21 protein-coding genes are annotated in these 24,373 nt (G+C 64.7%); 11 read left to right on the top strand and 10 right to left on the bottom strand.

Annotated elements, in window-relative coordinates; genetic code table 11:
- The first annotated feature begins 74 nt into the window (after nt 1-74).
- The 5 genes from CCD76_RS08370 to astB all read left to right on the top strand — a co-directional run bounded on the left by CCD76_RS08370 (nt 75) and on the right by astB (nt 6,456).
- A complete protein-coding gene (locus CCD76_RS08370) occupies nt 75-1,289 on the top strand; it encodes an aspartate aminotransferase family protein (protein WP_087719073.1) in 1,215 nt (404 codons plus the stop codon).
- On the top strand, nt 1,286-2,410 hold the full coding sequence (locus CCD76_RS08365) for an arginine N-succinyltransferase (protein ID WP_087719072.1): 1,125 nt from the start codon (nt 1,286-1,288) through the stop codon (nt 2,408-2,410). Before CCD76_RS08370 ends, CCD76_RS08365 begins: the two co-directional genes overlap by 4 nt.
- Nucleotides 2,410-3,429, top strand: a complete 1,020-nt coding sequence (gene astA, locus CCD76_RS08360) for an arginine N-succinyltransferase (RefSeq protein WP_087719071.1) — start codon at nt 2,410-2,412, stop codon at nt 3,427-3,429. Before CCD76_RS08365 ends, astA begins: the two co-directional genes overlap by 1 nt.
- Before the next feature lie 178 nt (nt 3,430-3,607).
- Nucleotides 3,608-5,077 (top strand): succinylglutamate-semialdehyde dehydrogenase, encoded by a 1,470-nt coding sequence (astD, locus tag CCD76_RS08355; protein WP_087719070.1) that lies wholly within the window; start codon nt 3,608-3,610, stop codon nt 5,075-5,077.
- A gap of 14 nt (nt 5,078-5,091) precedes the next feature.
- Complete coding sequence (gene astB, locus CCD76_RS08350; RefSeq protein WP_087719175.1) at nt 5,092-6,456, top strand: N-succinylarginine dihydrolase; 1,365 nt, start codon at nt 5,092-5,094, stop codon at nt 6,454-6,456.
- Nucleotides 6,457-6,472: 16 nt separating this feature from the next.
- Here the strand turns inward: astB and CCD76_RS08345 are convergent, their stop codons facing one another.
- Complete coding sequence (locus CCD76_RS08345; protein ID WP_087719069.1) at nt 6,473-7,489, bottom strand: SDR family oxidoreductase; 1,017 nt, start codon at nt 7,487-7,489, stop codon at nt 6,473-6,475.
- A gap of 203 nt (nt 7,490-7,692) precedes the next feature.
- Nucleotides 7,693-8,892: an MFS transporter gene (locus CCD76_RS08340; RefSeq protein WP_087719068.1), complete on the bottom strand. Its 1,200-nt coding sequence runs from the start codon at nt 8,890-8,892 to the stop codon at nt 7,693-7,695.
- Between the two features lie 96 nt (nt 8,893-8,988).
- Here CCD76_RS08340 and CCD76_RS08335 point away from each other — a divergent pair, with 96 nt between their 5' ends.
- Both CCD76_RS08335 and CCD76_RS08330 read left to right on the top strand, forming a co-directional pair.
- Nucleotides 8,989-9,525 (top strand): TetR/AcrR family transcriptional regulator, encoded by a 537-nt coding sequence (locus CCD76_RS08335; protein ID WP_087719067.1) that lies wholly within the window; start codon nt 8,989-8,991, stop codon nt 9,523-9,525.
- Between the two features lie 156 nt (nt 9,526-9,681).
- A complete protein-coding gene (locus CCD76_RS08330; protein WP_179208882.1) occupies nt 9,682-11,007 on the top strand; it encodes an MFS transporter in 1,326 nt (441 codons plus the stop codon).
- Nucleotides 11,008-11,077: 70 nt separating this feature from the next.
- Here CCD76_RS08330 and CCD76_RS08325 read toward each other — a convergent pair whose 3' ends face one another.
- The 7 genes from CCD76_RS08325 to CCD76_RS08295 form a co-directional block, all read right to left on the bottom strand.
- Nucleotides 11,078-12,442: an amidase gene (locus CCD76_RS08325; protein WP_087719065.1), complete on the bottom strand. Its 1,365-nt coding sequence runs from the start codon at nt 12,440-12,442 to the stop codon at nt 11,078-11,080.
- On the bottom strand, nt 12,439-13,122 hold the full coding sequence (locus CCD76_RS08320; RefSeq protein ID WP_087719064.1) for a DUF2848 domain-containing protein: 684 nt from the start codon (nt 13,120-13,122) through the stop codon (nt 12,439-12,441). Before CCD76_RS08320 ends, CCD76_RS08325 begins: the two co-directional genes overlap by 4 nt.
- A 71-nt stretch (nt 13,123-13,193) precedes the next feature.
- Complete coding sequence (locus CCD76_RS08315) at nt 13,194-14,474, bottom strand: TRAP transporter large permease (RefSeq protein WP_087719063.1); 1,281 nt, start codon at nt 14,472-14,474, stop codon at nt 13,194-13,196.
- Complete coding sequence (locus CCD76_RS08310) at nt 14,474-15,082, bottom strand: TRAP transporter small permease subunit (protein WP_087719062.1); 609 nt, start codon at nt 15,080-15,082, stop codon at nt 14,474-14,476. Before CCD76_RS08310 ends, CCD76_RS08315 begins: the two co-directional genes overlap by 1 nt.
- Nucleotides 15,083-15,158: 76 nt before the next feature.
- Nucleotides 15,159-16,283 (bottom strand): TRAP transporter substrate-binding protein, encoded by a 1,125-nt coding sequence (locus CCD76_RS08305; RefSeq protein ID WP_256961212.1) that lies wholly within the window; start codon nt 16,281-16,283, stop codon nt 15,159-15,161.
- 44 nt (nt 16,284-16,327) lie between these two features.
- Complete coding sequence (locus tag CCD76_RS08300) at nt 16,328-17,122, bottom strand: putative hydro-lyase (protein WP_087719060.1); 795 nt, start codon at nt 17,120-17,122, stop codon at nt 16,328-16,330.
- Nucleotides 17,123-17,321: 199 nt separating this feature from the next.
- Nucleotides 17,322-18,221, bottom strand: a complete 900-nt coding sequence (locus CCD76_RS08295; RefSeq protein ID WP_179208881.1) for a LysR family transcriptional regulator — start codon at nt 18,219-18,221, stop codon at nt 17,322-17,324.
- 337 nt (nt 18,222-18,558) lie between these two features.
- Here CCD76_RS08295 and ilvD point away from each other — a divergent pair, with 337 nt between their 5' ends.
- From ilvD to CCD76_RS08275, 4 genes are all read left to right on the top strand, one after another.
- A complete protein-coding gene (ilvD, locus tag CCD76_RS08290) occupies nt 18,559-20,283 on the top strand; it encodes a dihydroxy-acid dehydratase (RefSeq protein ID WP_087719058.1) in 1,725 nt (574 codons plus the stop codon).
- 265 nt (nt 20,284-20,548) lie between these two features.
- The gene (locus CCD76_RS08285) at nt 20,549-21,730 is read left to right on the top strand and encodes a methionine synthase (protein WP_087719057.1); all 1,182 of its coding nucleotides are present in this window, start codon (nt 20,549-20,551) and stop codon (nt 21,728-21,730) included.
- 82 nt (nt 21,731-21,812) lie between these two features.
- Nucleotides 21,813-22,247, top strand: a complete 435-nt coding sequence (locus tag CCD76_RS08280) for a hypothetical protein (RefSeq protein ID WP_087719056.1) — start codon at nt 21,813-21,815, stop codon at nt 22,245-22,247.
- A 91-nt stretch (nt 22,248-22,338) separates the two neighbouring features.
- Nucleotides 22,339-22,839: a metallophosphoesterase family protein gene (locus CCD76_RS08275; RefSeq protein ID WP_087719055.1), complete on the top strand. Its 501-nt coding sequence runs from the start codon at nt 22,339-22,341 to the stop codon at nt 22,837-22,839.
- Nucleotides 22,840-22,845: 6 nt separating this feature from the next.
- On the opposite strand, the gene CCD76_RS08270 is transcribed toward CCD76_RS08275, so the two are convergent.
- Nucleotides 22,846-24,087, bottom strand: coding sequence for a PQQ-dependent sugar dehydrogenase (locus CCD76_RS08270; RefSeq protein WP_087719174.1), 1,242 nt, complete (start codon nt 24,085-24,087; stop codon nt 22,846-22,848).
- Nucleotides 24,088-24,373 lie beyond the last annotated feature (286 nt).

Below are 24,373 nucleotides of genomic sequence, written 5' to 3'. Positions count from 1 at the left end.
CCATCGCTGAAAGCCGCGGGGCTGCTGCCTCCTTATACTCATTAGATACAACCCTAACCACCAGGGAGAAAGACATGGCCGCGAGCCCGACACGTGACGATTTCGACCGCTACATGACCCCCAACTATTCGCCCCAGCAGGCGATTCCGGTGCGCGGCGAGGGGAGCCGCCTGTGGGATCAGGCGGGCAAGGAGTACATCGATTTCGCTGGCGGTATCGCGGTCAACGCGCTGGGACACTGCCATCCGGCGCTGGTCGGCGCGCTGACGGAGCAGGCCAACAAGCTTTGGCATCTCTCCAATGTCTACACCAACGAGCCGGCTCTGGCACTGGCCAAGCAGATGGTCGAGCGGACCTTCGCCGACAAGGCGTACTTCTGCTCTTCCGGCGGCGAGGCCAACGAGGCCGCATTCAAGCTGGCACGGCGCTGGGCGTTCGACAACTTCGGCGAGAAGAAGCACAAGATCATCTCGTTCAAGCAGGCGTTCCACGGCCGTACGCTGTTCACCGTCAGTGTCGGCGGTCAGCCCAAGTACTCCGAAGGGTTCGGCCCCATTCCCGGCGGCATCGTGCATGCGGAGTTCAACAATCTCGACAGCGTGCGTGCGCTGATCGACGACGATACCTGCGCCATCGTGGTCGAGCCGATCCAGGGCGAAGGTGGCGTGACGCCGGCAACGCCCGAGTTCATGCGCGGCCTGCGCGAGCTGTGCGATCAGCACCAGGCCCTGCTGGTCCTCGACGAAGTGCAGTCCGGCGTCGGTCGCAGCGGCAAGCTCTACGCCTACATGCATTACGACGTGACCCCGGACATCCTGACTTCCGCCAAGGCGCTGGGCGGTGGCTTCCCGATCGGCGCGATGCTGACCACCGACCGTGTCGCGCCGTCGCTGGCGGTGGGAACGCACGGTTCCACCTACGGCGGTAACGCGCTGGCCTGCGCCGTGGGTCTGGCCGCGCTGACCACCATCGATACGCCGGAAGTGCTGGCAGGCGTCGAGCGTCGTCACGAGCTCTTCCGCGAGCATCTCGAGGTCATCAATCGCAAGTACGGCGTGTTCAAGGAGATCCGCGGCATGGGCCTGCTGATCGGCGCCGAGATGAGCGACGACTTCGAGGGCCGCGCGCGGGACATCCTGCCGCTGGCTATCGAACAGGGGCTGATGATTCTGGTTGCCGGCCCCAACGTGCTGCGCATGGCGCCGTCGCTGGTGATCCCGGAAGCGGATCTCCAGGAAGGCATGGCGCGGCTGGAACTGGCCATCGAGCAGCTCGTCGGCCAATCATGATCGATGCCGATGTCGTCTCAGGTGCCGTAGCGGATTCGACGGCGAGAAGCGTCGGACACCTGCTGTTTCGCCCGGCGCAGTCCGGCGATCTGGCCGCGATCGAGCGGCTGGCCGGCGGCTCCACGCCCAAGCTGACCAACCTGCCCGCGCACCGCGACCGGCTGGAGGAGCGGATCGCCCGCTCCTCCCGGGCGCTGGCGCGCAATGTCGACTTCCCCGGCGACGAGCTCTACACCTTCGTGCTCGAGGATCGAAACCTGGGGGAAATCATCGGCACGGCGAGCATCCGGGCTCAGGCCGGCGCGCAGGACGCCTATTACACCTACCGCCAGGAAACCCTGATCCACGCCTCGCAGCAGCTCAACCTGCGCCATGAAGTGCAGACGCTCTCGCTTTCCCACGAGATGTCGGAAGTCTCGCTGCTGTGCGCGTTGTCGCTGGATTCGCGCTACCGCGGCACCAGTGCGGCGACGCTGCTGCGCCGCGCCCGGCTGATGTTCATCGCCCAGTATCCCGAGCGCTTCGCCGAGACGCTGGGCGTCGCCTTCCCGGGCTATCTCGACGAGGCGGGCGGCTCGCCGTTCTGGGACAGTGTCGGCCGCCACTTCTTCGAGCAGAGCTACCACGAGATCAACCTGCTGGCAGGCGTGCGCTCGAAGAGCTTCATCGCCGAGGTGATGCCGCAGTTCCCGCTCTATCTGCCGTTGCTGACGCCGCAGGCCCGCGCGGCGATCGGGCGTGAGCATCCGGCCCACGAGCAGGCGCTGCAGGAGATGCTGGCCGAAGGCTTCGTGCGTTCGCGCCATGTCGATATCTTCGACGCCGGCCCGGTGGTGAGAGGGGAGCGGCAGCGGCTGCACACGCTGACCCACTGCGGCTGGCACCCGGTGCGAATCCGTCCGGCGGCCTCGCTGCCGGATGCCGAGCCGGCCATGGTGGCCAATCAACAGCTGGCGGATTTTCGCTGCACCGTCGCGCGTTACGCGCTCACCCCGACCGGCCAACTGCTGCTGTCGGAAGAGCAGGCGGCATTGCTGGGCGTCGAGGAGGGGCGTGCCGTGCTGGTCGCGCCGCTGGCGCTGCCCAACGTCGAAGACGCGCTGGACGAGGGAGAACTGTAATGCGCCTGCGACCCATTGGGCATCACGATATCGACGAATTGCAGGCCCTGGCCCAGGAAACCGGCGTCGGTTTCACCTCGCTGCCCAACAGCCGCGAGTTCCTGACCGCCAAGATCGACAACGCGGTAGCGGCGTTCGAAGGCCGCGTCCCCGAGCCGGAGCGGCTCTATTTCTTCGTGCTCGAGGATGAGCAGACCGGCGAGCTGGCGGGCTGCTGCGCGATCGAGGCCGAGGTCGGCCGGGAGACGCCGTTCTACCACTATCGTGTCGGCAAGCTGGCCCACTCATCGGTCCAGCTCGACCTGCATCGCACCATCGACACGCTGTTTCTGAGTTCGGATCACACCGGCGACGCCGAAGTCGCCTCGCTATTCCTGCGTCCGGCCTACCGGCGAGACCGCAACGGCACGCTGCTCTCCAAGGCGCGCTGGCTGTTCATGGCGGAGTTCCGCGAGTGTTTCCCGGCCAAGGTACTGGCGGAAATGCGCGGCGTCTTCAGCCCGGACGGCGTCAGCCCATTCTGGAACAGCCTCGGCAGCCACTTCTTTCCGATGGAGTTCAAGCAGGCCGACCAGCTCACCGGGCTGGGGCAGAAGAGCTTCATCGGCGAGCTGATGCCGAAGTACCCGATCTACGTGCCGTTTCTGCCGCAGGCGGCGCAGGACTGCATCGGCCAGGTCCACGAGCACACCCGGCCCGCGCTGGAAATGCTCAAGAAGGAAGGGCTGCGCTGGGAAGGCTACATCGACATCTTCGACGGCGGCCCCACGGTGGAAGCCTACATCGATGACGTGCGCGCCATTCGGCATTCGCGCTGCGTCACGGTGGAAGTCGGCGGCGAGCGGTTGGCACAGTCCGAGCGCCCCGGCTGGATGGCGGCCACCACCGGCATGAACGACTTCCGCTGCAGCTGGATCGGCCGCGGCCCCAGCGAGGATGACGTGATCACGCTCACTACCGCCGAAGCCGAGCGCCTGGACGTGACCAGCGGCGACCGGTTGCGAGTGCTGGAAACGTAACCCGGCTGCGCCGGGAGCTATAAGCTTTAAGCCGTAAGAAAGGTCAAAAGCGAGAAGCCGATTGTTGGATTTTGTGGTGGTGGTTTGATTTTGGCTTACGGCTTACGGCTTACGGCTTACGGCTTACGGCTTACGGCTTACGGCTTACGGCTTACCAACAAATCATCAGGAGCGACATATGCACGCAAAGCTTCAACTGCTGATCGACGGCCGCTGGATCGACGGCGCGGCCGCGCGTTTCGACAAGCGCGATCCCGTGTCGGGCGACTCGCTGTGGCAGGCCGCGGCGGCTTCACCCGAGCAGGTCGATGACGCAATCTCGGCAGCGCGGCGTGCGTTTCCTGGTTGGGCGCGCCGTCCCTTTGCCGAACGCCAGGCGATCGTCGAGCGTTTCCGCGATGAGCTGGAGAACCACCGCGAGCCGTTGGCCCGCAGCATCGCGCACGAGACCGGCAAGCCGATCTGGGAAGCGCGCACCGAAGTAGGTGCGATGATCGGCAAGGTGGCGATCTCGCTGACCGCCTATCACGAACGGACCGGCGAGCGCGCCCGGGATGCCGGTGGCACGCGCGCCGTGCTGCGCCATCGCCCGCATGGCGTGCTCGCGGTCTTCGGCCCCTACAACTTTCCGGGCCATCTGCCCAACGGCCACATCGTGCCGGCGCTGCTGGCGGGCAACTGCGTGGTGTTCAAGCCCAGCGAACAGACGCCGATGACCGCCGATTTGACCCTGCAGTGCTGGGAGCGGGCGGGCCTGCCTGCCGGCGTGATCAACCTGGTCCAGGGCGCGGCGGAAGTGGGGCAGGCGCTGGCGGGCAACGCCGATATCGACGGCCTGCTGTTCACCGGCAGCGCCAAGGTCGGCGGGCTGTTGCACCGCCAGTTCGGCGGCCAGGTCGGCAAGATCCTGGCGCTGGAGCTGGGCGGCAACAACCCACTGGTTGTGAAGGACGTGCGCGATCTCGACGCGGCGGTGCTGACCATCGTCCAGTCGGCGTTCCTCTCCGGCGGCCAGCGCTGTACCTGTGCGCGTCGCCTGATCGTGCCGGAAGGGGAAGCCGGTGATCGACTGATCGAGAAGCTGGCGCAGGTGCTGGCTGAACTGCGGGTGGCCGAGCCGTTCAGCGAGCCGGCGCCGTTCTATGCCGGGCTGGTCAGCCCGCAGGCGGCGGAAGGCCTGCTCGAGGCGCAGCGCGATCTGGAAGCCCGTGGCGGACGCGTGCTGGTACGCATGCAGTCGCTGCAGGCCGGCACCAGCCTGCTGTCGCCGGGGCTGGTCGATGTCACCGGCTGCGACGTGCCTGACGAAGAGCACTTCGGCCCGCTGCTCAAGGTCCATCGCTACCAGAACTGGGACGAGGCGATCGAGCTGGCCAACGATACCCGCTACGGGCTCTCCGCCGGCCTGATCGGCGGCGACCAGACCGACTGGGACGACTTCCTGCTGCGGATTCGCGCCGGTATCGTCAACTGGAACCGCCAGACCACCGGCGCTTCCAGCGATGCGCCGTTCGGCGGCATCGGCGACAGCGGCAACCATCGCCCCAGCGCCTATTACGCGGCGGACTACTGTGCCTATCCGGTCGCCTCCATGGAGGCCGATACGCTGACGATGCCCACGGAGCTGCCGCCGGGGGTGACCTTGTGAGCAGCGAAGCGGACATGACGGCCGAACAGGACGTGCGCGAGGTCAATTTCGACGGCCTGGTCGGCCCGACCCATAACTACGCCGGGTTGGCCCACGGCAACGTGGCCTCGATGCGTCATGGCGGGCTCGCGTCCAACCCGCGCGAGGCCGCGCTGCAGGGCTTGGCCAAGATGAAGTCGCTGATGGATGCCGGCTACGCCCAGGGCGTGCTGCCGCCACAGCAGCGCCCGGACCTGGGCGCCTTGCGGGCGCTCGGTTTCCAGGGGGATAACACCCAGGTGCTGGCGCGGGCCGCCAGGGAAGCGCCGCAGATCCTGCGGGCGGTGTGTTCGGCCTCGTCGATGTGGACCGCCAACGCCGCCACCATCACGCCGAGCCTCGATGCGCCCGACGGCCGCGTTCACTTCACGCCCGCCAACCTGCAGTCGAGCTTCCATCGCTATCTCGAGCCGGAAACCACGGGCCGCGTGCTCGCCTCGATCTTTCGCGACGAACGCCACTTCGCCCATCATCCCGTGCTGCCGGCGACGCCGGCGTTCTCCGACGAGGGTGCCGCCAATCACACGCGTCTTTGTGGCGAATACGGTGACGCCGGCGTGCATCTGTTCGTCTATGGCCGTCAGGCCTTCGGCGGCGAGCGCGCCCCCAGGCGCTATCCGGCCCGCCAGACGCTGGAAGCAAGCCAGGCGATCGCACGCCAGCATGGCCTCGAGGATGCCCGGGTCGTCTTCGCCCAGCAGCATCCCGACGCCATTGATGCCGGTGTCTTTCACAACGACGTGATCGCCGTGGGCAACGGGCCGGTGCTGCTCTATCACGAGATGGCGTTTCTCGACGAAGAGAAGACGCTGGACGCCCTGCGCGAACGAATGACGACGCCACTCGTCCCGGTGCGCGTGCCCAGCGAAGCGATCAGTCTCGAGGATGCGGTATCGACCTACCTGTTCAACTCGCAGTTGCTGTCGAATCCGGATGGCAGCATGACGCTGGTGGTGCCGGGGGAGTGTCAGGAGAACGAAGCCGTCTGGCGGACGATCCAGGATCTGCTGCTGGCGGGCTACAACCCGATCAGCGAGGTGATGGTCAAGGACGTCAAACAGAGCATGCGCAACGGCGGCGGCCCCGCCTGCCTGCGTCTGCGGATCGTGCTGTCCGCGGCCGAGCGTCAGGCGCTGAGCGGGCGGGTGCTGTTGAACGACGCGCTCCATGCCGATCTGGTGGCCTGGGTCGAGCGGCACTACCGCGACAGCCTGACCCCGGACGATCTGGCCGATCCCCGGCTCGCCGACGAGACGCTCACGGCGCTCGACGAGCTGACTCGGCTGCTCGGCATCGGTGACGTCTATCCGTTTCAGCGCGAGTCGACAGGGCGGGCGTAACGAGACGCCGGCCCGATCAGAACCGCCGACGCCGGCTCAGCGCCGCGAGGCCGAACAGCGCCCCCGCGATGACCGTCGTGGTGATGACAGGATGCATCGAGGCCTCGGTGTAGAGGCTGGTCTTGCAGACATGATGCGGGTAGTTCCCCCGCTCGCGCATCTCGGTCCCGGGCTCATGTAGCGCGAATGACTGGCGATGCTCCGCACGCCCGGACTTCTGCTGATCGATCATCATGCCGCCCATGAGGCGATCGGTCAGGCGCGGCGCGAAGTAGTCGAGCATCGCGATCGCCTTGCTGCCGCCCCCGGCGCGAATGTCGCGTCGGGGATGAACGGTGCAATGCAGGATCGCCTTGGCGACGATGCTCGGCTCGTAAAGCGGCGGCGGCAGGCTGGGCTCCTGCTCGAGCAGGTTGTGGGCATGTTCGGCATAGGGCGTGGCGATGCTGCCGGGTTTGACCAGGGTGACCGATACCGGCGCGCCCAAGGCTTCGAGCTCCACGCGCAGCGAATCGGTGAAGCCCTTGACGGCATGCTTGGAGGCGGAATACATGCCCTGGATCGGAATCGCGCGATCCGATACCAGCGAGCCCAGATTGATGATCGCGCCGCCATGGCCCGCAGTGCGTGTGGAGAGATAACGCGCCGCCTCCAGCGAGCCGTGGACGATGCCCCAGAAATTGGTCTCGAACAGCTTGCGATGATCCTCCAGCGGCACATCGAGCATATAGCCGTAAAGCGACGCGCCCGCATTGTTGATCCAGGTATCGAAGCCGCCGAAATGGTTGAAGGCGGTCTCGGCAATGCCATGTACCTGAGCGGGATCGCCCACATCGGCCACGGCATGAACCGCCTCCGCGCCCCGTTGGCGAAGCTCCTCCACCAGTCGAATCAGCGTATTCTCGTTACGCGCCGACACCACGAGGCGCGCCCCCCGATCGGCGGCCATGCGCGCCGTGGAGAGCCCAATGCCGGAGGTCGCGCCGGTAATCACGACGACCTGATCTTCGAGATGCTTCAGCCTGATACCCATGTCGCTCTCCTTGCCGGCCCTTGACGTATCGCGCTCGTGCCTGAGCGAAGTCCGTTTCGGGACCTGTTCCGAGGTCTGTTCCAGGGTCTATTTCGGGGTCTGTTCTGGAAAATAACTCTCTACAGCATAGAAGGCGGCAGGGGATTGCAAAGCCAAGGCATGCCCCGGCTTTACCGAGAGCAATGAAAGGGAGAACCCGGGCGTCAGTCGTCTCCCAGCTTGACCATCCTGGGCCGGCCGATCAGCACGCCGGCCACGCTCTGCCCGGCCAGCAGCACGATCAGGAAGATCAGCGACAGCTGCCAGTCGCCGCTCAGCCCGTGCAGTGCGCCGAACAGCAGCGGCCCGCTGGCACCCATCAGGTAGCCGATGCTCTGGGACATGCCCGACAGCATCGCCGCGTGCTGGGGCTGTCGGGTACGCAGTACGATCATGGTCAGCGCGAAACTGAAACAGCCGCCCTGGCCGGCACCCAGCAGCAGTGCCCACAGCAGCGGGGAGGCCGTGGGCGCAAGCAGCAGGCCGAACAGCGCCAGCGCCACCAGCGAGCAGAGCCCCAGCACCAGCAGGCTGTGATGCGTTAGCCTCGATGCCAAGCGCGCGACGATGTAGCTGCCCGGAATGCTGGTGAGGTTGATCAGCGACAGCATGATCCCGGCGGTCGCCACCGGGACGCCGGCCTGGATCGCCACCGCCGGCACCCAGGTCTGCAGGGTGTAGAAGCTGAGCGACTGGGCGCCCATGAACAGCGTCAACGTCCACGCCACCGGGCTTCTGAACAGGCGCGACATCGGCGGCCGGCGCGTGGCGGCCGGTTCCTCGGGCGCCAGCGAGAGCGCCACGCGCCACCACACGATGGCGGAGCCGATGCCGAACGCCGCCCATAGCCAGATCGGCGTGGACCAGCTCCCCGAGAGATTCATCAGCGGAATGGCGCTACCGGCACTGATCGTGGCGCCGACGCCCATCATAACCGTGTATAGCCCCATGGTGCGGCCCAGCCGGTCGCCGCGATCGCGCTTGACCAGGCTCGGCATGAACACGTTGCCGAAGGCGATACCCAGCCCCGCGCACAATGTCCCCAGCAGCATGACCGTCAGGTTCTCGACGCCGCGCAGAACGCCGCCGAGGGCGATCAGCGTGATAGCGCAGGCGATGGCGCGGTCGAGGCCGACGCGATCGGCGAAGCCCGGCGCCAGCGGCGAGAGCAGCCCGAAGCAGAGAATCATCCCGGTGGTGAACAGGCTCGCCGTTCCCGCGCCGATGGAGAGCGTTGACATGATCGGATCGAGTACCGGTCCGATGACGACGATCGGCGCACGCAGGTTGATCGCCGCCAGACCGAAAGCGACGAGCCACAGCCAGGCCGGTAGCGGGGGACGAGAGATCGAGGCTGACGACACGGGGAGTGATTCTTCGCTGAATGGGCCGGCATCTTACCATCGTTGATCGGCGCATCGATGCTTGCATGGGTAAAGTGATCGTTTTACATTGGGGCCATGGATATTCGCACACGACTCATCTCGACTGCCGAGCAGTTGTTCGACCGGTACGGCTTCACCGCCACCGGGATGGACCGGCTGACGCAGGCCGCCGGGATTTCCAGCCGCACGCTCTACAAGCACGTCGGCAGCAAGAACGGCCTGATGGCCGCCGTCCTGAACGAGCGGGACCGTCGCTTCCATCGGCTCGTCGGCGCGGACAATATCGACGCGCTGTTCGATGCGCTGGAAATCTGGTTCGCCCGGGAGGGCGCGCGGGGCTGCCTGTTCCTGCGGGCCTGGGGCGAAACCGGCGGTAGCGTACCGGAGATCGCCGAGGCGATGGCGCGACACAAGCAGCGACTGCGGCAGCGAATCGACGAGATCGTGGTGGCGGAGATCGGCCGGCGCGACGACGAGCTGGCCGAAGCGATTCTGCTGCTTTTCGAGGGCGCGACCCATGCAGCGACCTATCGCGGCGGCGCGGCCGTCGACGGTGCGCGGCGTGCCGCCCATCGATTGGTCGAGACCGCACGGGCGCCTAGACGCCGCTAGCTGGTCATGTCGTTCGACGAACGGGCCGACGCCAGAGTCGGCGAATTTTTTTCGCCCGTAATGAAAACGACCGTTTTACATCTGATCGGACTTCGACTTCGGCAAACCGGCTTCCCCCAGTCTCGCGACGGTGAATGCTCGAATGGAGAATGCCTCATGAATCACTCGGAAATGCGCCTAGTCCTCGCCGGCACTCTACTGACCGGCGTCAGTTATGGCTTGGCTCGCTTTGCCTACGGTCTCTTTCTGCCCAGCATGCGCGAGGATGTCGGTCTCGGTCCGGCCATTGCCGGGATCATCGGTAGCGGTGCCTACGTCGGCTACTGTCTCGCCATCGTGGCAAGCGCTCTGCTGGTGGAACGCCTCGGGGCGCGCCGGGTGGCGATCGCCGCGGCGCTGGTTGCCGCAGGTGGCATGACGATCGTCGCCATCAGCACCAGCGCGCTCTGGCTGGCCGGCGGCATCCTGTTCGCGGGGCTGAGCACCGGGCTGGCATCGCCGCCCATGGCGCAGGCCGTCTCGACGTCGATCGCGACCGCTCGGCAGGGACGTGCCAATACCGTCATCAATGCCGGCACCAGTCTGGGTGTTGCCGTTTCCGGGCCGGTGGCCTTCGTCGCTACGGGGCAGTGGCGACTCGCCTACGCCGCGTTTGCCGTCGCCGCGCTGCTCAATGCGCTGCTGCTATTAGTGACCATGCCGCGAGCGAATGCCGGCACCGGCCGCCAATCCGGTTCACGGCAAGAAGAGCCTCGTGGCGGTCTCTGGCGCCCGCGCGCGTTGATGCTCGTGGTCGCGGCCACCAGTACGGGCCTGGCCAGCGCTGCCTACTGGACCTTCTCCAGCGACGTCATCATCTCGCGAGGACATCTCGGGCAGGGCGTGGCCAACGTGATGTGGATTCTGATCGGCGTGGCCGGGCTGGCAGGCGCCGCGACGGGCGATCTGGTCGCGCGCTTTGGGCTCAACGTCGTCCATCGTGGGGTGCTGGCGATGCTGGCGCTGTCGTTATGGCTGCTGGTACTGAGCCCCTCGAGCCTGCCGACGGTGTTCGTCTCCGCGGGGCTCTTCGGCGCCGCCTACATCATGCTCACCGGGGCCTATCTCGTCTGGGGCGTGAGGCTCTACGCGGATCGGCCGGCAATCGGGCTGGGGCTGCCTTTCCTGATGATTGCCATCGGCCAGGTCATCGGCTCGCCGCTGGCCGGCTATCTGATCGGCAGCGCGGGATACACTGTCTGCTTCGTTGTCTTTGCGCTGATCGCCCTGGCGACGGTGCTGGCCGGATATCGCCCGGACGATCGGCAGAAAGAATGGCGGGAAGAGGCCGCGGCTACCCAGGGCGCTTGCCGAAAGCGCGGCGCATCAGGGCTGCCGGGCTCCACGATCCATCATTTCTACATGCCGGCCATGCCGCCGCTGGGGTTGATCGACAAGATCGGCCGCAGCATCGGCGACTGGTTCCATTCCGTCAGACGTTGACGCTGTCGAGGGGAGCCCGCCGGCCCCCTCGCCTTAAGACGGATGCCTCTCAGCGACTGCCCGGGACGACTCAATTCCTCAGCATCGCTTCCACGACGCAGGCATGCTGCAGCAGCGCGGCGTCGCCGCCCTGGGGGCGAGACAGCATCAGGCCGATAGGGAGTTCCGCGCCTGAAGGGAAGTAGGGCAGCGAGATCGAGGCGGCGTCGAGATAGTTGAAAACGCTGGTGTTGCGCAGCGCCAGCCGGTTCGCGCGTTGGAACGCGGCGGCGTCGTTCTCGAGATCGGCCCGCTTGGGCGGCAGCGTCGCGACGGTGGGCAGCAGTACCGCGTCGAAGCCGGCCATCTCGACTTCGAACCGGCGCTGCCAGCCCGCTCTCGGCCAGAGGCGCTGGAGATAGTCCGCGGCGCTGATGTCCCGACCGCCGTTCAGACGCTCGGCGATCAGCGGATCGTAGTCCGCCTCGGCACGCGCGAGCTGTTCGCGATGCAGCGCTGCCGCTTCCGGCACTACCAGGCCGCCCTGCTGATTGATCGCCAGCGCGCCGTCGACGGCCGCTAACGGCAGGCGCTCGACGTGGCACCCCTTGGCTTCGAGAGCAGCCACGGCGGCCTCGAAGCCATCACGGACCGCATCGTCCAGTTCGCTCAGCAGACCGCCTTCGGCGATCGCCAGCCGCAGTGGCCGAGGCGAGGCATCCAGTGGCGGCATCGGCCGGTCGGCGAGTATCGACCACAGCCGCGCGCAGCAGTCGACGCTGGGCGCGATCGGTCCGACGCAATCCAGGCTCGGCGCCAGCGGGTACGCGCCTTCGCCGGGTATACTTTCCTGACTCGGCTTGAATCCAGTCAGGCCGCAGAATGCGGCGGGGATGCGCAGCGAACCGCCAGTATCGCTGCCCAGCGTCGCCGCGGCCAGGCCGAAAGCCACCGAGGCGGCGCCGCCGGACGTCGAGCCGCCGGTGATGCGCTCGGCATCGAACGGGTTGGGCGGTGTGCCGTAATGCCGGTTGAGCCCGAGCCCCGAGAACGCGAACTCGCTCATGTTGGTGCGTCCGGTCAGCAGCGCCCCGGCACGACGAAGACGGGCGACCGAGGGCGCGTCCCTCTCGGCCGGCGCGCTGTCACCCAGCACCCGGGAAGCGGCCATGGTCACCTCGCCGCGAACATCGAACAGATCCTTGATGCTGATCGGAGCGCCGCCCAGCGACTCACTCGGGTCGACTCGCGTCAGCCGGTCGCGCAGCTTGTTGGCATCGAACTCGATGAAGGCAGAGGTGGTGACGTCGGTCTGCGACTGCGCCCGCTCGATCAACGCCTCGAGCGCCTGGGCGGGCGTGAAATCGCCAGTATCGACTGCCGCCTGCCAGTCATTCAAGCGGCGCTGATGCGGCGGGCGGGCCCAGAACGCGCTGGCGGCATCGAGCTGGCTCATTGCGCGACCTCGAGCTCGACGACGATGTAGCTGTGGCTCAAACGACGATTCAGGACCGGATCGTTGAGCGTCATCGAGAAGCGCGGGCTGGTCCGAATGCCGCCAATGGCCGGCACCGTGCCGCACAGCAGCAGCGTATTGGGTGCCAGCGACTGCCCCTGCTTGAGCGCGTCGGGGAGTTTGGCCAGCAGCGTATCGACATCCAGCAGCTCGGCGAGCGTGCCTTGTTGATAGGTGACGGTCTGGCCGTTTTCTTCGATCTCGCTTGCCAGTTCCAGCGAATCCCAATGATCGCGGACCTCATTCAGCGGCCATGCCTGGGTGGCGACCGGTTTGGCGCAGAGCTGCTTGGATTCGGCCACGCCGACGGCTTCGAGTTTGCGGTCGGTGTGATCGGACGCGAGCGTCACCCACAGGCGGCCGTCGCCATCGCTGACCAGGCAGACTTCGGCTTCGCCGGAGCCTTCGCTGCCCAGCATCTCGACGTTCTCGGCCTGGGTCAGCAATTGCGCGCTGGCACGGTAGAACAGCGGCACGCTCGATGGCGGTTTGACGCCGATGGCGGCCAGCTCGTCGATGTGATGTTGAACGCCAGCCTGATCGCGGCCGGCCCAGCCGGCGATCGCCAGCCGTTCCGGCGTGACGGTGAGCGTGTCTTCGGGGGTATCGAAAGTCAGCATGAGTGATTCCTGAACTGTCGTTGGATCGGAAAGCGGCGTCGGGTGTTGCTGTTCATAGATGAAGCGACGAATCAGAGCGAGTTCGGCAGCCACAGGGCGATGTCGGGGAACAGAATCAGCAGGACGGCCATCACCACCATGGCGGCGATGAACGGCAGCGTGCCGATGACCACGTCGGAGAACGGCTTGCCGCGCCGGGAAGCCTGGACGATATAGAGGTTGAGACCGACCGGTGGTGTGATCAGCGCCATCTCGACGAACAGGATCATCACCACGCCGAACCACACCTTGTCGAAGCCGGCGGCAAACAGCAGGGGAGCGATGATCGGCAGCGTGATCACCATCATCGACAGCGTCTCGATAAAGAAGCCGAGAATCACCAGCAGTGCCAGCACGCAGAGCAGCAGTGCCATCGGTGACAGGTCCAGTTGCGTCAGCAGTTGCGTCAGTTGATTGGAAAGGCCCGCCGAGGCGAGCGCGAAATTGAGAAACGAGGCTGCCAGCATGATGAACAGAATCATCGAGGTGGTGCGCACGGTGTTGTCGAGCGCTTCGGTCAACATGCGCCAGTCCAGTCGGCGATTGAACGCAGCGAGGATCAGCGCGACCACCACGCCGATGGCGGCGGCTTCGGTGGGCGTCGCCCAGCCGGTGTAGATCGAGCCGACGATGGCGACGAACAGGATCAGCAGTGGCAGCAGGAACTTCAGATGACGCAGGCGCTCCGGCCAGCTCGAGTGACTGCGTGGCCCCCCTAGCGACGGCTTGCAAGCGCAGAACAGGATCGCCGTCAGCATGAACAGGCCGGTCAGCAGCAGCCCCGGCAACAGCCCGGCCACGAACAGCTTGGGGATCGAGGTCTCGGTCAGGAAGCCGTAGACGATCAGGTTGATCGACGGCGGGATCAAGATCCCCAGCGTGCCGCCGGCGGCAATGCTGCCGCAGAAGAGCTTCGGGTGATAGCCGAGCTTGTCGCCCTGGGGCAGCGCCACGGTGGAGATCGTCGCGGCAGTGGCCACCGACGATCCAGAGGTTGCCGAGAACAGCATCGAGGTCATCACGTTGGCATGCAGCAGACCGCCGGGCAGCCAGGAGAGCCAGTGATCCATGGCGCGATAGGCGCGTTCGGCGATCCCCGCACGCACGATGATCTCGCCCATCAGCACGAACAGTGGGATCGCGATCAGCAGAAACGAGTCCGCGGCGGACCACAGGTTTTGACCCAACGCCTTGGTCAACGGGAAGAACGAGAAGAACTGGTCGACGCCGAAGGCGAGCAGGAACAGCGCGATGGCGACCGGAATGCCGGTCAACAGCAGCGCCAGAATTCCGATGGAAAGATAGGCAAGCATCAGGATTTTCCTCCTGCCGTGGCGTTGTCGCGCTCGTTGGCCTCGAGCGGGTCGGCATCATGGCCCATGCCGATCAGTGTATGGATCGTGGCACTGTCGCCCTGCGTTGCCGCCAGCAGTGCGCGTATCGCGAGCATGACCGCAGAGAGCGCGAACCAGGTGTAGCCGAGCACCCAGACCAGCTGTGGAATCCATAGCGGCGTCGACAGCGGCGTGTTCGCCGTGGTGTGGTTGGAAAGTGAATCCGAGAACACCGGCCAGGCGTGGATGACGATCATCCAGCCGACCAGATTGACGGCGAGAATCGAGAGCAGATCGAGCGCGGCACGGGCTGCAATCGGCAAGCGGGAGTAGCCGACATCGATGCGGATGTGGGCGCGTTCGGTCAGAGTATGCGAAAGCCCCCAGGAGGATAGGATGGCCAGCACGTAGCCGGCGTACTCCTGCACGCCCTCGAAAGAGTGGCCCAGCAGTTTACGGCTGACGACCTCGATAATGACCAACGCCACCACGGCAAGCAGTAGAAGTCCGATGAGGCGAGCGGCCCAGCGGGAGATCTGACGCACCGCGCGCACGAGCGCGTCGACCAGCGAAACGAGAGAGAGCATGTTGGATACCTACATCTCGGCGCGGCCGACGCGCGCTGGCGCCGGCCGGAATGAAGCGGGATTTAGGTGATGCGGGTCACTTGACGATGGGAAGCGCGACCAGCGGTGCGACGTTCTCGTTCCACAGCGAGATCGTCTCGTCGTCGATGCGCGATGCCCAGCTCGGCAGCACCGCATCGACCAGCGCCTGGTGGGCGCGCTCGCGGTCGGCATCGGTCACCTCGACCAGGTTCATATCGCCCGGCTCGCCATGTTCGCAATCGCCGCTACCTGTCAGGCAGGCAATGCCCTGCTGTTCGTCCTTGGCCAGATTGTTCCAGACCGGATCGACGAAACCAGGTTCGATCTGGTCTTCGATGGTTTGCTTGGTCTCATCGTCGAGCGAGCTCCAGGTATCGTTGCTGACCGCGGTAATGACGGTGTCCCAGCCGCCGATCGGTAGCGGCAACAGATAATCGGCGACATCTTGCCAGCCAGAGTTGTAGCCGGAGAGCGAGCCGGTCACGGCACAGTCGATGACGCCTCGCTCGAGCGAGCCCGGCACTTCGTTGAACGCCATGACTGTGCTTTGAGCTCCGATCGCCGAGAGAAATTCCGCCGTGGTCCGGCCGCTGGCACGAACTTTTTTGCCCTGCAGATCGCCGAGATTCTTGATCGGTGTGTTGCAGAACACCACCTGCGGGGTATTGGGGGCAATCGCCAGCACATGGGCGTTGTATTGAGATTGCATTGTTTTTTCGGCGATCGGCATGAACGCTTCGCTAACTTCGCGCGCCTTATCGGGATCGGTGGTCATCATCGGCAGATCGAGGCCTTCCAATGCCGGTGCTTCACCGCCGACATAGTCGGAGAAGGTCATACCAATATTGAAAAGCCCGTTCTTCAGGTAATTGAAGACATCGCTGCCTTCGATGCCCATTTGATCGAAGGTGGTCATTTGCACCTGAATCTGGCCGTCGCTTGCCTCGGGAAGCCTCTGGGTCCAGAACGGCGCTTCGAAGTTTTTATGCAGGGAGACAGCGCTCCAGGTGCCGACCACGTTGAGACTGGTTTCGGCAATCGCACTCTGGGCGATCCCGGAGGTCAGCGCGGTGAGGGTGAGGCCAATCAGAGTCTTTTTCATGAGAGTCTCGCTTGTTGAGTTTGTTATACGAGTAGCATTTCTCGTTTGGCAGTACTTCCCGCTTATCGGGGCTTCCAATTCCTGCAGTGCTTTTCCAGCTCCAGTCGTGTTGCCCGGTATTACTAGCGGTACTTCAGGCGATAGTTGGGGATATCGGTAATGAGCATGTGTCCTGGCGCGTGAGCCATGGCGAAGGGCAGCTTCGCATTCATCAACGCGATCTGTGGGGTGACGCCACAGGCCCAGAATACCGGGATGTCGTCATCCTCCATTACCGGCGCATCGCCGAAGTCGGGCTTGCCGATATCGTCGATGCCGATCAGCTCGGGACGAGCCAGATGCAGAGGCGCACCATGAACGCTAGGCATGTCGGTAGTAATCTGTACGGCTCGGATGGCGTCGGCCGGCGACATGGCGCGCATGGAGACGACGTACTGACCGTGAAACGGGCCGGCTGGCACCAGCGGGATATTGGTGCGATACATCGGCACGATGGTTCGGGCATCCATGTGTCGCACCGGCACGCCTTCGGCAATCAAGGGTTCCTCGAACGAGAACGAGCAGCCGATCGAGAAGGTAACCAAGTCGTCGCGCCAGCGTGAGGTGAGATCTTCGGGCTCTGCGACCAACTCGCCATGTTCGTAGACGCGGTAGCGGGGTACGTCGGTGCGCAGGTCGATCGCGTCTCCCAGTGCCTGCGGATGGAAGCTGCCCGGTTCGCTGACGTCGAGGACCGGACAGGCCTCGCGATTGGCCATGCAGAAACGCAGGAAGTCGCTGGCGTAGGCCTCGGGGATGATGACCAGATTGGCCTGGGCGTAGCCATTGGCGATACCGGTGGTCGTGTTGGGCCAGTCGCCGCGGCGGATGGCGGCGCGCGCATCGGCCGGAGAGACGGTGGCGTCGAGAGAGAGCATCTTGTCGATCCTGGTTGTCATTGTCGTGGCAGCTTTGGCCGACAGGGCCGGACGCCGCCTGATGGCATCAACGCTATGGGTTCACGACGCATCAATCCAATCGATTTTTATGATTCTTATTCATCGGTAAAACCTTTCAACGTCAGGTTCATCGACAAAGCCCTCCAACATGAGACCCATCGGCAACGCCTTTTCAGCGTCAAGCGTGCTCGCGCTGGTCACGTTGACCGAGTTCGATCGCCAGGTCGATGACGCCATCGGCCAGTGCCTTGTCGATGTGCTGTGGCCAGGAGGCAGCAAAGTCCAGTCGTGGCAGATCGCAGGGCAGTGTGACGAGCTCGCCGCGGGCGATCTCCTGCTCGACGATGCGGGGCGGGATGGCACCGACGCCAATACCATCCAGCGCCAGGCGCACGATGGTCCAGACCGAGCCGGAACAGTGCAGTTTGATCCGTTCCAGGCGCTGCTGATGCAACAGAGACTGCAGCTCCCGATAGGGGCGGCTGTCGCTGGCGAAGGTGATCAGCGGCGTGCCGCTGCGTTCCAATGCTGCCAGTGAAAAGGTGTCGGGATCGAACGCCAGGCACGGGTTGACGATCAAGCCGGTCGGGTAGTGGCACAGCGGGCGACTGAGTATGTCCTGGGCGTCGACCGGCCCCAGCGTGAAGGCCATGTCGATCTGGCGGTTGAGCAGGCGGTTGGCGAGCCCCGGCGTGCCATCCACCTCGAGCTGAAGCGTCATGTCGGGAAAGCGGTTGGCGAGCTCGGCAATGAACGCCGGCAACCAGCTGTGAGCGATGGTCTCGACCACGCCGAGGCGCAGCACACCCTGGAAAGGGTTGTTGGCCTCGAGCATCGCCATCGCTTCCTGGCGCGTCTCCAGCATGTGCTGAGCGTGGCGGTAGAACTGTCGACCCTTCGGCGTGGGCTGGATCGGGCGCTGGGCGCGATCCAGCAACGGCCCGCCTACGAAGTCCTCGAGCCGGGCGATACGATCCGAGATGGAAGGCTGGGTCAAGTGCAGGTGCTGTGCGGCGAGGCGGAACGATCCCAGTCGTACGATCCAGACGAAGGCTTCGATTTCCTTGAAGTCGAACATGGCAGGCTCGCTCGGGTTGCGGTGGGGAACGGTGGCACAGGGCGCCCGCCAGTATTGCATAGACGGTCGCGCGCAGGAGATGGCCGATTTCCGCCATGGTCGGATGTCCGTGCGCGCTTCGGGCCGCTACAATGGGCCACCCTTTCTGTATCGGACGTGGCCGATTCGCTTCACGAGAGCCGCCGTGTCCGTGCATTGTCATCTGACCGTGACACCACGACACAAGCCGACCGTCACCTTTCGCTGCATCATCCAGCCGGCCTGTGTCGCTCAACCTCTGCCCGATGTGGCAGCCAGACTGCCCCCGCGGCGAACAGACGAAAATGAGGAGTGCTTGATGAGCCAGGATTTCCCGGACGACAATTTTCCCGACAATACGGATCACCGTCGTCGCCATTCCGCCAAGGTGGTCGATGGTCCCGGCAAGGCCGCCAGTCGCGCGATGCTGCGCGCCGTCGGTTTCACCGATGAAGATTTCAAGAAGCCTCAGGTCGGTATCGCTTCGACCTGGAGCCGCGTCACCCCGTGCAACAGCCATATCAACGTGCTGGCGGAAGCGGCCAGCGACGGCGCCGATGCCGCCGGTGGCAAGGGCGTGATCTTCAACACGATCACCATTTCCGACGGTATCGCCAACGGCACCGAGGGCATGAAGTATTCGATGGCCTCGCGCGAGATCATCGCCGACTCCATCGAAGCCGTTTCCGGCTGCGAAGGCTTCGACGGCGTGGTCGCCATCGGCGGCTGCGACAAGAACATGCCCGGCTGCATGATCGGTCTGGCTCGTCTCAACCGGCCCAGCATCTTCGTCTACGGCGGTACCATCCAGCCCGGCGCCGGCCACACCGATATCGTCTCGGTGTTCGAGGCGATGGGCGCCTACTCCCAGGGCAACAAGTCGCTGATCGAGGTCAAGCAGATCGAGGAGACCGCGATCCCCGGGCCGGGCTCCTGCGGTGGCATGTACACCGCCAACACCATGGCCTCGGCGATCGAGGCGATGGGCATGAGTCTGCCCAACTCGTCGGCCCAGGAAGCGGTCTCGCAGACCAAGCACGACGATTGCCGCGCCGCCGGCGAGGCCGTGCTCAAACTGCTCGAGCTGGACCTGAAACCCTCCGACATCATGACCCGCAAGGCATTCGAGAATGCCATCACCGTGGTCATTGCCCTCGGCGGTTCCACCAATGCCGTGCTGCACCTGCTGGCGATCGCCAATACCGTCGGTGTCGAGCTCTCCCTCGATGACTTCACCGAGATCGGCAAGCGTGTGCCGGTATTGGCGGACGTGCGTCCCAGCGGCCATTACATGATGAGCGAACTGGTGGCGATCGGCGGTATCCAGCCGCTGATGAAGATCCTGCTCGACGCCGGCATGCTGCATGGCGACTGCATCACCGTCACCGGCAAGACGCTGGCCGAGAACCTGGCGGACGTGAAGCCGTATCCGGTCGATCAGCAGATCATCAAACCGCTGGACAAGCCGGTCAAGGCGACCAGCCACCTGCGCATTCTCTATGGCAACCTGGCGCCGGAAGGGGCGGTGGCCAAGATCACCGGCAAGGAAGGCACCCGCTTTACCGGTCGCGCTCGGGTATTCAATTCCGAAGAGGAAGCGCAAGCGCGGATCAACGATTTGACCGTGGTCGCCGGCGATGTCGTGGTCATTCGTTACGAAGGGCCGAAGGGCGGCCCCGGCATGCGCGAGATGCTGACGCCGACCTCGGCGATCATGGGCCGCGGCCTGGGCGACAAGGTGGCGTTGATCACCGACGGCCGATTCTCTGGCGGCAGCCACGGTTTCGTGGTCGGCCACATCACGCCGGAAGCCTTCGTCGGCGGCCCGATCGGGCTGATCGAGGATGGCGACGAGATCACCATCGACGCCGAGAACGACGTGATGACGCTGCACATCGACGACGCCGAGATGGAGCGCCGCCGCGCGGCCTGGAAGCGTCCGGCACCGCGCTACACTCGTGGCACGCTGGCCAAGTACGCCAAGACGGTCAGTTCGGCGTCCAAGGGAGCGGTCACCGACCTGCCCGAAGCGCTGGACGACTGAGCCGGTGCCGGAGGTCGATACCGTTTCGTATCGACGCTAGCCGTACGAACGCCTCGAGGTTTCGACCTCGGGGCGTTTTTCGTTCGCGTACCGCTTTTTTCATCTATCAATGAATTTGATTCATGAAGTGGCTGTATAACTTTCATGCCGCCATAGGTCTATCCTCGCCGTCGCTTGGGTATCCTTGGCGGCCTACGTTTTCGGCGGCGCTGCCTGCCGACCCTCTCGCCGCCTTCGAGCCGGCCAACAACGCCAAGGAAAGATCATGAAGACCAGTCGCGATCGCATCATCACCACGCATACCGGCAGCCTGCCGCGGACGCTCGAACTGTCGAAGCTGCTGGTCATGCGCGAACAGGGGAAGCCGGTGGACACAGCGGCTTTCGATAGCGAGGTCGCGCGCTGCCTGGACGGGGTGATCGCCGCACAGTTCGAGGCGGGGCTCGACAGCATCAACAACGGCGAGGCGCCGCGGGTCGGCTTCTCGACCTACGTCACCGAACGCATGACCGGCTTCGGCGGGGAAGGGCGGCGCAAGCCGACGCTGGATATCCAGCGCTTCCCCGGCTACGCCGAGCACATGGCGCGTCAGATCGGAGTCTCGGAGGATCTCGCCAAGGTCTGGAACACGCCGCTGGCCCAGCGTGCCGTCCAGTACGACCCGACTCTGGCCGGGGTCAAGGCGGAGCTCGCGTCGTTCGATGCCGCGCTCGTCAACCGTCCTCGACCGCTGGAAACCTTCATGACCGCCGCGTCTCCTGGCGTCGTGACCACGACCATGCTGCGGGCGGAGAACAACCCCGACTATCTCACCGATCGCGAGTACGTGCTGGCGGTGGCGCGGGAAATGAAGCAGGAGTACGAGGCCATCGTCGCAGCCGGGCACATTCTGCAGCTGGATGCGCCGGATCTCGCCATGGAACGAGTCATCATGTTTGGCGATGCCGATCTTGGCACCTTTCTCGAACGGGTGGAATTGCACGTCGAGGCGATCAATCTGGCGCTGGAGAACATTCCCGCGAACAAAGTGCGGCTGCACGTCTGCTGGGGCAATTGGCAAGGGCCGCACCAGGACGACGTGCCGGTGGCGGACCTGCTGCCGATCCTCTACCAGGCCAAGGTCGGTGCGCTGAGCATTCCGCTGGGCAACCCCCGTCACGAGCACGAGACCGTCTCGTTCAAGACGCATCCGCTGCCGGATCACATGCTGCTGATGCCGGGCGTGATCGATGTCACCACCAACTATCTCGAGCACCCGGAGGTCGTCGCCAACCGCATCTGCGCGTCGGTGGAGGCCATCGGCGACCGCGAGCGCGTGGTGGCAGGCACCGACTGCGGCTTCGGCACCTTCGCGAGCTACGAGTTCGTCGCGCAGGACGTGGCCTGGGCCAAGCTCAAGGCGCTGAGCGAAGGGGCTGCCATCGCCACCCGCCGGCTGTGGGGCTGAGCATTCATTGCAAAACGTAACCTTGCAGAATGTGGCCTTCTCCTATACTGCGTGGGCAAACGGCACAACAGGGAGAGGTGCAATGTCGATGAAAAGGATGAAGAACGCCGGTCTGGGATTGGCGCTCGGTGCGCTGCTGTTCGGTGGCGGGGCAATGGCACAGGACAAGACGAGTGATCAGCCCAATCTGGACAAGCAGTCGGGAGATCAGACCAGCGAGCAGGAAGACGCCCGCGAGACGGGGGTTCAGAAGGAAGGGGTTCCCAAGCTCGCGCAGGAGTGTCGTGATCTTGCCGTGCAGAAGGATGAACAGTCCGAGGAGATAGATGGCAAGTCCATCTACGAGACCAACGCCAAGAACTACAAACAGGGAGAGGAGTTCGAGCTGCTCGTCGATCTGCTTGGCGAGGGCAACGCCAAGTACAATCTCACTTGCAAGATCGACGCCGACGGCAACATGAGTTACGAGGGTATGGAAAAGAGTTCGACCGTCAAATCCAGCCCGGGTGGCGCTTGAGCCTATTCCGTGGGATACGCCATGGCTTCGTTGTGACGCCATGGCGCGGCTGTTTCGTCCACGTGTCTGACGGGTTCGGGCTAGGGTAGCGATGGCAGAGGCGATTCCCTCGGCAACGTTCGAGACCAATGCTCCCGTCGGCGTCATTTCGGATACTCACGGGCTGCTGCGAGACGAAGCGCTGGCGCTGCTGGCCGGTTGCTACCCGCTGATCCACCTGGGTGACGTAGGTGATCCGGCCATTCTTGAGCGCTTGGCCGAGCTCGCGCCCGTCCATGCTGTCCGTGGCAATATCGATATCGAAGGAGAATGTGCTTCCTTGCCACTGCACTGGCGTCTGGTGATCAATGGCCGGGTTCTGCAGCTGGTTCACGATATCGCCGATATCGATGAGCGAATGGCGTTCGAGGCCGTGCTGCACGGCCACTCCCACAAGCCGCGCAACGCGTGGCGGGAGAGCGCCAGCGGGCGCCAGCTGTGGTTCAACCCCGGCGCGGCGGGGAAGCGCCGTTTTCGCCTGCCGATCACGCTCGGCAAGCTATGGATCGACGAACGCGGCATTCGCGGCGCTATCGTTCACCTGCCGTCATGAACGGAATCACTCGTCTTCGGGCGTGATTCGAATCAGCGCGCCGTTGCTGGCATCCGTCAGTACCCATAGCGCGCCGTCCGGCCCTTCCGTCACGTCGCGCACGCGGCCGAGAGATTGTGCGAGACGCTGCTCGCCGCTTACCCGCTTTCCGTCGAGCGTGAGCCGAACCAGGCCGCCCGGCGAGAGCGAGGCGATGATCAGATTGCCCTGCCAGCCGGAGAAGCGTTCTCCCTGGTAGAAGGTCATGTCGCCCGGGGCGATGACCGGGTCCCAGTAGTAGATCGGCTGCTCCATGCCTTCCTTGGCGGTCAGGCCCTCGCCGATGGGCGCGCCGCTGTAGTCCTCACCGTAGGTGATGATCGGCCAGCCGTAGTTCTTGCCGGGTTCCGGGACGTTGAGCTCGTCGCCGCCCTTCGGGCCGTGCTCGATTGTCCATAGTTTGCCGCTTTCCGGGGATAGGGCGGCGCCTTGCACATTGCGATGGCCGTAGGACCAGATCTCGGCCAGCCCGTCTTCGGTACTTGTTGCGACACTTGCGTTCTGTCTATTAGCGAACGGGTTGCTGTCGGGAATGGAGCCGTCGGCGTGGATCCTCACGATCTTGCCGAGATGGGTGTTCAGATCCTGTGCCAGTTGCCGGGATTCGGGCAGCGAGCGCTCTCCCAGGGTTACGTAGAGCCTGCCTTCGTTATCCCACTCCAGCGCGGAGCCGAAATGCTTGGTGGAGTCCCAGGCCGGCGTCTGACGGAAGATGACTTCGACGTTTTCCAGGCGGCCGTGGTCCTGGCCGAGAACGCCGCGAGCGACGGCGGTGCCGTTCTTGCCATCGCCTCGAGGCTCGGCGTAGCTGAAGTAGATTCGCCTGTTGTCGGCGAAGTCGGGATCGAGGCTCACATCGAATAACCCGCCCTGGCCGCGGGCATCGATCTCCGGCAGCCCCTCGATCGGTTCGGACAGCGTGCCGCTCTGCAGGTCGACGGCGCGCAGGCGTCCGGGGCGCTCGGTCACCAGCGCCAGGTCGTTGTCGACAAAGGCCAGCCCCCACGGGTGGACCAGTCCCTCTGCCACGGGCGTCGTGACCAGCGCAACATCGCCTTCGATCGCGGGGGCGCGGGTCTGGCGTTCGAATGCCGGCGTCTGATCCGGAGCATTGGGCGGGCCGCTCCGTACCGGCTGCTGGGCCAGCGTCTCGCCGCAGAGCGATAGCAGCAGGGCAGTGCCGGACGAGGTCACGAGGCTTCGTAGCATGTCGATCTCCATGGGGTTGGCATCGCGCTTCCCTACTGACTGTAGCAGCCTTCCGCGCGAGCAGGGGCGGCACGGCGAGTCGCATCGTGGCGCTAAATGACAGCCGGACGCGCGAGATTGTCGACAAACCCTGCCCGGTATTAGCCAAAGTTGATATCATTAGGCTTTGTCTGAAAAGTCGTTGAGCGAAGGTCAGACAAGGCAAAAATCGGCGAAAACGGACCGGGCTGGCGTACCAGTTTACGCGGTGTAAATGAGTACTTTGAGCCGATTTTTAACGACGTAT

The organism is Salinicola salarius, from assembly GCF_002179555.1.
In the GTDB taxonomy this organism is placed as follows: Bacteria; Pseudomonadota; Gammaproteobacteria; order Pseudomonadales; family Halomonadaceae; genus Salinicola; species Salinicola salarius_A.
The sequence above is the reverse complement of the archived record's forward strand: the minus strand, read 5'-3'. Positions and strand labels throughout refer to the sequence as shown.

Coding starts and splice junctions, on each gene's coding strand:
- CCD76_RS08370 (WP_087719073.1), top strand. CDS start 75: ATGGCCGCGAGCCCGACACGTGACGATTTCGACCGCTACATGACCCCC.
- CCD76_RS08365 (WP_087719072.1), top strand. CDS start 1,286: ATGATCGATGCCGATGTCGTCTCAGGTGCCGTAGCGGATTCGACGGCG.
- astA (WP_087719071.1), top strand. CDS start 2,410: ATGCGCCTGCGACCCATTGGGCATCACGATATCGACGAATTGCAGGCC.
- astD (WP_087719070.1), top strand. CDS start 3,608: ATGCACGCAAAGCTTCAACTGCTGATCGACGGCCGCTGGATCGACGGC.
- astB (WP_087719175.1), top strand. CDS start 5,092: ATGACGGCCGAACAGGACGTGCGCGAGGTCAATTTCGACGGCCTGGTC.
- CCD76_RS08345 (WP_087719069.1), bottom strand. CDS start 7,489: ATGGGTATCAGGCTGAAGCATCTCGAAGATCAGGTCGTCGTGATTACC.
- CCD76_RS08335 (WP_087719067.1), top strand. CDS start 8,989: ATGGATATTCGCACACGACTCATCTCGACTGCCGAGCAGTTGTTCGAC.
- CCD76_RS08330 (WP_179208882.1), top strand. CDS start 9,682: ATGAATCACTCGGAAATGCGCCTAGTCCTCGCCGGCACTCTACTGACC.
- CCD76_RS08325 (WP_087719065.1), bottom strand. CDS start 12,442: ATGAGCCAGCTCGATGCCGCCAGCGCGTTCTGGGCCCGCCCGCCGCAT.
- CCD76_RS08320 (WP_087719064.1), bottom strand. CDS start 13,122: ATGCTGACTTTCGATACCCCCGAAGACACGCTCACCGTCACGCCGGAA.
- CCD76_RS08315 (WP_087719063.1), bottom strand. CDS start 14,474: ATGCTTGCCTATCTTTCCATCGGAATTCTGGCGCTGCTGTTGACCGGC.
- CCD76_RS08310 (WP_087719062.1), bottom strand. CDS start 15,082: ATGCTCTCTCTCGTTTCGCTGGTCGACGCGCTCGTGCGCGCGGTGCGT.
- CCD76_RS08300 (WP_087719060.1), bottom strand. CDS start 17,122: ATGCTCTCTCTCGACGCCACCGTCTCTCCGGCCGATGCGCGCGCCGCC.
- CCD76_RS08295 (WP_179208881.1), bottom strand. CDS start 18,221: ATGTTCGACTTCAAGGAAATCGAAGCCTTCGTCTGGATCGTACGACTG.
- ilvD (WP_087719058.1), top strand. CDS start 18,559: ATGAGCCAGGATTTCCCGGACGACAATTTTCCCGACAATACGGATCAC.
- CCD76_RS08285 (WP_087719057.1), top strand. CDS start 20,549: ATGAAGACCAGTCGCGATCGCATCATCACCACGCATACCGGCAGCCTG.
- CCD76_RS08280 (WP_087719056.1), top strand. CDS start 21,813: ATGTCGATGAAAAGGATGAAGAACGCCGGTCTGGGATTGGCGCTCGGT.
- CCD76_RS08275 (WP_087719055.1), top strand. CDS start 22,339: ATGGCAGAGGCGATTCCCTCGGCAACGTTCGAGACCAATGCTCCCGTC.
- CCD76_RS08270 (WP_087719174.1), bottom strand. CDS start 24,087: ATGCTACGAAGCCTCGTGACCTCGTCCGGCACTGCCCTGCTGCTATCG.